This is a genomic window from Novosphingobium sp. PhB165 (genome assembly GCF_004341845.1).
GTDB lineage: Bacteria > Pseudomonadota > Alphaproteobacteria > Sphingomonadales > Sphingomonadaceae > Novosphingobium.
In genome coordinates, this window is the sequence record NZ_SLVB01000022.1 from 1 (window position 1) to 7238 (window position 7238).

7 protein-coding genes and 2 pseudogenes are annotated in these 7238 nt (G+C 61.9%); 3 read left to right on the forward strand and 6 right to left on the reverse strand.

Going from position 1 to position 7238, the window contains the following annotated elements; translation table 11 throughout:
- Nucleotides 1-216, forward strand: a 216-nt coding sequence (locus EDF56_RS26280) for a hypothetical protein (protein WP_207905144.1), incomplete at its 5' end; no start/stop codon positions are given.
- A 441-nt stretch (nucleotides 217-657) separates the two neighbouring features.
- Here the strand turns inward: EDF56_RS26280 and EDF56_RS25675 are convergent.
- Together EDF56_RS25675 and EDF56_RS25680 are read right to left on the reverse strand one after the other, a co-directional pair.
- A complete protein-coding gene (locus EDF56_RS25675) occupies nucleotides 658-1473 on the reverse strand; it encodes a TIM barrel protein (RefSeq protein WP_132393007.1) in 816 nt (271 codons plus the stop codon).
- The gene (locus tag EDF56_RS25680) at nucleotides 1473-2540 is read right to left on the reverse strand and encodes a Gfo/Idh/MocA family oxidoreductase (protein WP_132393009.1); all 1068 of its coding nucleotides are present in this window, start codon (nucleotides 2538-2540) and stop codon (nucleotides 1473-1475) included. The genes EDF56_RS25675 and EDF56_RS25680 overlap by 1 nt, the downstream gene beginning before the upstream one ends.
- Before the next feature lie 355 nt (nucleotides 2541-2895).
- Here EDF56_RS25680 and EDF56_RS26555 point away from each other — a divergent pair.
- Nucleotides 2896-3123: pseudogene (locus tag EDF56_RS26555) on the forward strand (IS110 family transposase); the annotation flags it as partial.
- A 377-nt stretch (nucleotides 3124-3500) separates the two neighbouring features.
- Here EDF56_RS26555 and EDF56_RS25690 read toward each other — a convergent pair.
- Genes EDF56_RS25690 through EDF56_RS25700 form a run of 3 tightly spaced genes read right to left on the reverse strand, consistent with a single transcriptional unit; the run spans nucleotide 3501 to nucleotide 5900 of the window.
- Complete coding sequence (locus EDF56_RS25690) at nucleotides 3501-4619, reverse strand: NADH:flavin oxidoreductase/NADH oxidase (protein ID WP_132393011.1); 1119 nt, start codon at nucleotides 4617-4619, stop codon at nucleotides 3501-3503.
- Nucleotides 4620-4667: 48 nt separating this feature from the next.
- On the reverse strand, nucleotides 4668-5345 hold the full coding sequence (locus tag EDF56_RS25695) for a type 1 glutamine amidotransferase domain-containing protein (protein WP_132393013.1): 678 nt from the start codon (nucleotides 5343-5345) through the stop codon (nucleotides 4668-4670).
- A 45-nt stretch (nucleotides 5346-5390) separates the two neighbouring features.
- Nucleotides 5391-5900 carry an SRPBCC domain-containing protein gene (locus tag EDF56_RS25700; protein WP_132393015.1) on the reverse strand — a complete coding sequence of 170 codons (510 nt, stop codon included), beginning with the start codon at nucleotides 5898-5900 and terminating at the stop codon, nucleotides 5391-5393.
- A gap of 95 nt (nucleotides 5901-5995) precedes the next feature.
- Here EDF56_RS25700 and EDF56_RS25705 point away from each other — a divergent pair, with 95 nt between their 5' ends.
- Nucleotides 5996-6892, forward strand: a complete 897-nt coding sequence (locus EDF56_RS25705) for a LysR family transcriptional regulator (protein WP_132393017.1) — start codon at nucleotides 5996-5998, stop codon at nucleotides 6890-6892.
- A 252-nt stretch (nucleotides 6893-7144) separates the two neighbouring features.
- Here the strand turns inward: EDF56_RS25705 and EDF56_RS25710 are convergent.
- Nucleotides 7145-7238 (reverse strand): annotated as a pseudogene (locus tag EDF56_RS25710) (IS5/IS1182 family transposase); the annotation flags it as partial.

A 7238-nucleotide genomic window follows, 5' to 3' on the forward strand; every position in this document is an offset into this window, starting at 1 on the left:
TCAAAAATATTTGATATGCTTGGGAAAATGGTCGCCCGTGGACGTCACCGGACGGAGCGGGACGATCAGACCTGGGCGGGATTGGTTGCGGGGGCTCGCAACCATAGCAAATTGCTTAGCACGAGCCGCGGGAATCCGCCGATTTTCGACGAAGCGCTACATCGCTACGTCGCGGGCAGGCCTCAACAAGCAATTCTTTTGAGGGCTCGAGCCTGATGTTAGGTCCGGTGAAGAACTCTGTGAGCGCTGCCCGCTCGCGCCCGAATTCTGAGGCGAACGAAACGACTGTTGGCTTCAAATGCCGCCCGAAAGACTGGTCTCGCCTTCTAAGCCCGTGCCCGCGGCAAGCGGGACATGGTGCAGCCGTCTCAGACGGCGTCCGCATGTGAGCTGGATATGGGTCGATCCGTCGATCCGCGTCACGCAACGGGCAAAGCCTGGATCCGATCGTCAAGGAGACGACCAATGCTGTCACGACATTAAACCTTGACCGACGTCTTCGTCATGTGAGCGGTCGATTTTGGTTGCTACTCCTCTGGACAAACTTCTGCCTCAACGATGGGCAAATATCGGGAAGTCCCTGAGCAGGCGCTGAATGGCAGAAACGTTGGGGCAAGCGGACGTTGGCCGCCTGGACGAGTGGAATATTCGGACGAGTTAGATCGGTCCAATCAATGGCCGGGTCCGCGACAGGCACTTTCGCAATAACTCTTCCATATCGTTCGACGCAGATCGGATTGGCACCTCGAGACCGATGGGCACGGTGTTGGAGATCCTTGCGAGAAAGTCTCTAAGTGGAAGATCGCCGTCGCCGGGGCATAGCCGTTCGAACAGTGCTTCTTCCATGTAGCTCTCGATCCTGGCGGGCATCGGAACGTCGCACAGCTGGACGTGACCGATCGCGCCGGGCGGAAGGGAATCGAGGTCCTGCAAGTTTCCGCCCCGCCGAAAGAAGTGCATGGCGTCGATCAACAGCGTGAAGTTGGGACTGTCCACGTCGCGCCAGGTCAGGGATGCCATCTCGAAATTGCGCATCACGCCCGCGCCTACTTCGGTTGTGACCCGCAGCCCGCGCATTGCGGCCATTTCCGCCAAGGTCGAAAACTGCACATTTGTGCGCCTGATGTCCTTGTCCAGACTGACAGCGCAAATGGAACGCGCGCCGAGTTGCGCAACGGAATCCAGATCGGCTGCGTAGTCCTCAACCGACGTTGCTGGTGTAATGGCAAAGCCTTCAACCAGTTCGAGACGCATACCGTGATCGGCAAGGGCCGATACGAGGTGCTGCCTCGCCTGACGGTTGTCGTTCAACGCTTCAACGGCAGTGCCGTCTGGTGCATTCGCAGCACCGCGATAGTTCACGGATATGAAATCGCATTCAAGGCGCGTGGCCATTGCAACATATTCCGGCAAGGGCATGCCGAACACGCTCAGGTATTCCAGGCCGATGCCGCCGCGCTCATGGCCGGACATCAGGGCAGGACCTGAAGCGTTCCGCCGTTCGCTGCGGACCCGTGCATGGCATCCATGATTTGCATGCACTTCAACCCGTCGTGGAACGTCGGGGGCGCAACCTGCGATGGAGCTGCCGAACCGCCGATGGCATCCCGCAGCGCCTCGGCCAGCCGCGTAAACGGCCCGATCTCGAAATGGGAGAGGCGGTTGGCCGAATTGGGATCGGCAGCAGGTGGCGGCGGTGGCAGTTCAAGCTCGGTCGGGACCTGGAGCTGTCTGGTGCCGGTGGCATCGGCGACATAGACCTTGCCCGCATCGATCCAAACACTGCCCTTGGAACCCGCGCAACGGCACAGGCTGGCTGGCTCACCCCAAGCCCCGGCTGACTGTTGCATGGAACCTTCAACACCACTCCTGGTCACGAAACGCATCGAGTAACTGTCTTCGGCTACGTCAATGCGGTCGGATACGGTCAACAGGTTTGCGCTGAGCGAATGAAAGTCTCCCAGCCATGCGCGGATCTGGTCAATCAGATGCGATCCGCCCGCGCCAAGCCAGCCGCCTCCTGCCTCCTTGTCGAACCACCAACGGGGAAGGCGGGCGTTGGTATCAGCGCAGAACGGCAGGAACTGATCCATGATCAAGAAACGAGGCTCTCCTATCAGGCCTTCCCTGATCGCCTGGCCGAACAGCGCACGCTCCGGCAGCCATCGGAACTCGTGGGAGACCATGTGGACGATTCCGGCATCGTCGGCAGCCTTGAGCAGCGCCTTACCTTCTACGGCATTGAAGGCGAAGGGCTTCTCGCAAAGGACATGGCAGCCATGGGCGATGGCTTGGTGTGCCAGAGATGCGTGCGTGTTGGGCGTGGTAGCGATAGTCACGAGATTCGCTCCGGTCGCGGCAATCGCTTCGTCAAGGTCGGTGTAGCATGCTAGCACGCCGTTTTCCGCCGCCTTGCGCTGGAGGCGCTCGAAATTGCGCCCTACCAGCGCGGCGACCTCGAAACCCGCCGCCCGGAGCGCCGGAATGTGGATGCGACATCCAAAGCCAGTGCCAACGACGATTGCCTTCATCTTGTCCATGCATTCACTCCCATCTGGCCGGACACGTGCCATAGATAGTATGTGCTATCAATGTCCTTGGGAAGTGCTTGCATGGTTGAGAAGACCATTCGCGACCGCAAGCTATATGGGCTCCGTTGCTTACGTGCCTTGCGTTACAACAGCAGCTAAGTCGGCTTGTCCGGAACGGCACCTTCCAGATTAAAATGGCGAGATGCTGCCATTCGCTCGCGGGTGAACTGGAGTGACGGCAACCGCCCGAATTCAGTCATTCGGTATCCACTTTGACGACCCCGAGAGATCCCATGGCGAGGTGGATAGCGACTGACACTCTGTCAGAGTGCGGTTGCTGACCCCTAACTCCATGGATGCAACCATGCTTACAGCAGATCGACCTCATGTGCCTGCCGCTATCCGTTTCGATCTTGGCGCGATCTTCGTTTCGATGGAACTCAGTAAATCGACGTGGCTCATCACGTCGTTGTCGCCGGGCGCTGGTGAGCGAATGTCAAAGCATGTCTTGCGCGCCGGTGACATTTCCGGGCTTGTGGAACGCTTCACACAGCTTCAAGCGAGGGCACAGAGGCGAACCGGGCAGGAGTTCGGCTTCATTGTTGCTTCTGAATGGTGGAGGAAGCGCCATCGTCCGAGATTAACTGCTCAAGTCGGATCGCCCTCAGGAGATCTCATCGCGCCTATCTCGGGCGACTTTGCACCTGACGACGTCTCGACCGCGTTTGCAACGGACCACTGCATCCTCAAACGAGGAACAGCAGGGCAGCGGTCACCGGCCGCCGATAGGCAGGACAACCGCTGCCACAGAAGGTACGCATCAGAGCCTCTTCAGATGGCGCCCCACCCAGGGCGGAGTTGCCTAGCCTTGACCCACTTCAGCGACGAAAGCGATTACATCCAAGTGCCCAACTCGCCGATTTCGGGGATGCCCTACCGACGGGATTCAATCATCGGTAGGGACCAGGCTCAGTCGATCACCGCGCCATTCTGCGGCCCGGGATAGCGCGAGAGCCAATAGGCATATTGCTCCGGCAGCAGCGAAGAGGCCTTGGGCACGCCCAGTTCGCGCGCGGTGCGGAACGGATAGTGCGGATCGGCCAGAACAGCGCGCCCGACCATCACCAGATCCATCTGCTCCACCGCAATGGCCCGCTCTGCATCGGCGGGAATATCCATGCCCCATGCGGTGGCGACGGGAAGGCCGGTCTGGGTCCGCACGCGCTGGGCGATCGGCGCCATGAAGGCGGGCCCCCACGGCACCTGGGCCTCGATCGTCGAAAAGCCCATCGATACGTTGAGGAAGTCCAGCCCTTCCGCGCGCATGCGGTTCACAAGTGCGATGGATTCGACCAGCGTTTCCTCGTCCCGGCCGTCGAATTCCAGCACGCCGAAGCGGGCGGTGAGCGGCAGGTTTTCCGGCCAGACTTCGCGCACGGCCTGAAGCGTTTCGATCAGGAAGCGGCCCCGGTTCTCGGCGCTGCCACCGTATTGGTCGGTGCGGGTATTGGCGTGGACCGAGAAGAAGCTCTGCGCGAGGTAGCCGTGGGCGAAGTGCAGTTCCAGCCACTGGAACCCGGCATCGAGCGCGCGCTTCGCTGCGGCAACGAAGTCCGCCTTGACGCGGGCGATGTCGTCCAGCGTCATTTCCTTCGGCAATTTGGGCAGGCCGCCGCCGAACGCGATGGCGGATGGAGAGATCGTTGGCCAGCCGCCGGGGGCATCGTCGGCGATATGGTCGTCGCCTTCCCAAGGCTTGTTGGCGCTGGCCTTGCGGCCGGCATGGCCGATCTGGATGCCGGGCACCGCGCCCGCCTTGCGGATTTCGGCGGCGATGGCGGCCATGCCGGGCACTTGCGCGTCATTCCAGAGCCCGGTGCAGCCCGGGGTGATGCGGCCTTCGGGCGAAACGCCGGTCGCCTCGACGATGACAAGGCCCGCACCGCCGCGTGCCATGCCGGTGTAGTGGGCAAGGTGCCAATCGGTGGTGGCACCGTCGACGGCGGAATACTGGCACATGGGCGGCACCGCGATGCGGTTGCGCAGGGTGACGTCCTTGAGCGTGAAGGGAGTGAAAAGCGCGGACATGCGTCCTCCGATTGGGGGGAGAGAGAAAACGGAAGTGAGTAGGCGGGCTCAGCCGATCGCGTCGAGCACCAGCTGCGCCACGCGCGTTGATGAGGCCGGGTTCTGCCCGGTAACAAGATTGCCGTCGCGCACCGCATGGGGCTGGAAATCCGGGCCGCGTTCGTAAAGCGCGCCCAGCTCGCGGATGCGCGTTTCCAGCAGGAACGGCACGGCGTGGGTAAGGCCGGCGGCCTCTTCCTCGCTGTTCGTAAAGGCGCTGACCTTACGGCCGGCGACCAGCGGTTTGCCCTCGATATCCTTGGCGTTCACGAGGCCGGCCGGGCCGTGGCAGACGGCGGAGACGACCTTGCCCTCGGCAAAGGCCGTGGTCAGCAGATCGGCCAGCGCGGTGCTTTCGGGCAAGTCCCACATGGTGCCGTGGCCGCCGGGCAGGAACACTGCATCGTAAGGTTCGGCAGTCAGGTCCGCGACCTTCAGCGAGTGCTTCAGCTTCTCCACTGCCAATGCATCGGCCAGAAAGCGCGCGACGCTTTCCGGACGGTCCGCCTCGGCCATCGAACCGGGATCGACTGGAACTTCGCCGCCCGCCGTCGATGCCAGGTCCACGTCGGCCCCGGCATCAATGAAGGCGTAATAGGGCGTGGTCAGTTCCTCGATCCAGACGCCGGTGGAGCGGCCGGTCTCACCAATCCGTGCGTGCGAGGTGAGAACGATGAGGATCTTCATGGCGTTTTCTCCTTAAGCCTTGGCTGCAAATGCGGCGGCTTCTCCTTAAGCCTTGGCTGCAAATGCGGCGGCGACAAGACCGTCGAGCCAGTCCTGATGGCCGTTGATCATCGGGTTGGGCTTGGCTTTGGCCAGTTCCCTGGCGGGTTCACCCTTCTGACTTTCCTGCGTGAGGATGCGCACGCGCCCGGCCGAGAGGTCTTCGATCAGCCAGGCGTGATGAACGTCGAGCCGGGTATCGCCTTCGCCAGACCAGCCATGCCACGCGATCCGCGCGGGCTGGCCTTCCACCGGCGGCACGCATTCGGCCACTTGCGCTTCGACCGGAAAGCCGAAGGTCTTGAAGAAGAAGCGGTCGCCTTGTTCGAGGACCGGGCCGGCCCCGTCGTGAAACGCCACGTCGGAACTGTTGGCGTAATAGCCGGACCAGCGCAGCGGCTCGGCCAGGAACGGCCAGATGTCGGCGGTGGTCAGGCCTGCCACGATCACTTCGTTGGAACAGAAATTGTCGGTGAAGCCGGGCACATAGCCGGCGGGCCAGAGAATGTCGCTCACATGGGTCTCCTGCGCTTCGGGGGGAAAGCTTGACCGGGGAACAGATAAGCGGGCATTTGATATAAGAGAAATCAGGAAGTGGTATTTCCGTCATCATGCAGGGTGATATCAGGGGGCTGGACCTCAATCTCCTAAAGGCGCTGGATGCGCTGTTGGAAACGCGCTCGGTTACGCGCGCCGCAGAGCGACTCGGGCTGACCCAGCCGGCTGTCAGCGGGATGCTGACCCGCCTGCGCGAAGCCTTTCACGATCCCTTGTTTATTCGAGCGCAGCGCGGCGTGCTGCCCACGCCGCGCGCCGAAGCGTTGGCCGCGCCGCTGAAGGCAGCGCTGCGCGAGATCGAAGTGCTGCTCCAGCCCGACGCCTTCGATCCCGCCAGTGCCGAAATGACGATCAGCATCGCCGCCACCGATTATGCCCAGCGGGTGGTGATCCTGCCGTTCCTCACCGCGCTACGGAGGATCGCACCGGGCATCCGCGTTTCGATCCGCCCGGTCGACATGGCCACGCTGGCGCGGGACATGGAGCAGGGCCAGCTCGATTTCGCGCTGATCACCCCGGAAATGGCGCCCGAGCACCTGCGCGCGCGGCGATTGTTCGAGGAACGCTACGTCTGCGTGATGCGGCACGGCCATCCGGCAACGCGGCGGCCGCTCGACCTCGATGCTTTCTGCGCGCTCGACCATGCCTTGATGTCGCATGACGGCACCCAGTTCCACGGCGCTACCGACCGCGCGCTCGATGCCATGGGGCGCAGCCGCCGCGTGGTGCTTTCGGCGCCGAACTTCAGCTTCGTGCTCGACCTGATCCGCGCCTCGGACACTTGCGCGGTGTTGCCCGAACGGCTGGTGCGGGGGCTGGATGGGCTCTGCCTGCGTGATCCACCGCTGGAGGTGCCGGGCTTCACCAAGCTGCTCACCTGGCATGAGCGCTCGCAGCTCGCCCCGGCCAAAATCTGGCTACGTGAACGCATTTCGAAGTCCTGCACGTAATGAGTAACAGGAAGTGCCAAATTGCTAGAGAAGCAATAGCCACAAATTGCAAAAGGCAAGGTGAATTTATGACGCCGGTTGCCCATGCCGTTCAGGGCCAAAAACCTATATCTCGGCGGCTCTTCAAATAAAATGATAGCTCAGGGGTTAGCCGGAAGCTGCCTGGGCAATGGGAAACAGCCGATCGGGACGTCGGTGACGGCTCATTCAGTTTCAGTTTAGTCCGACAGCATAACTCGCCCACGACGTGAACTAGGCTGTAGACTCATAAACGCGAAGCCACAGCCGTATTGAAGCGAGTTGAACCATGGCAAGGAAGTTCTCGGCCAGTTTGTCGTAGCGGGTT

Bases quoted from the DNA above. Each gene is read 5' to 3' on its own strand.
- EDF56_RS25675 (WP_132393007.1), bottom strand. From the start codon at position 1,473: ATGTCCGGCCATGAGCGCGGCGGCATCGGCCTGGAATACCTGAGCGTG.
- EDF56_RS25690 (WP_132393011.1), bottom strand. From the start codon at position 4,619: ATGTCCGCGCTTTTCACTCCCTTCACGCTCAAGGACGTCACCCTGCGC.
- EDF56_RS25695 (WP_132393013.1), bottom strand. From the start codon at position 5,345: ATGAAGATCCTCATCGTTCTCACCTCGCACGCACGGATTGGTGAGACC.
- EDF56_RS25680 (WP_132393009.1), bottom strand. From the start codon at position 2,540: ATGGACAAGATGAAGGCAATCGTCGTTGGCACTGGCTTTGGATGTCGC.
- EDF56_RS25705 (WP_132393017.1), top strand. From the start codon at position 5,996: ATGCAGGGTGATATCAGGGGGCTGGACCTCAATCTCCTAAAGGCGCTG.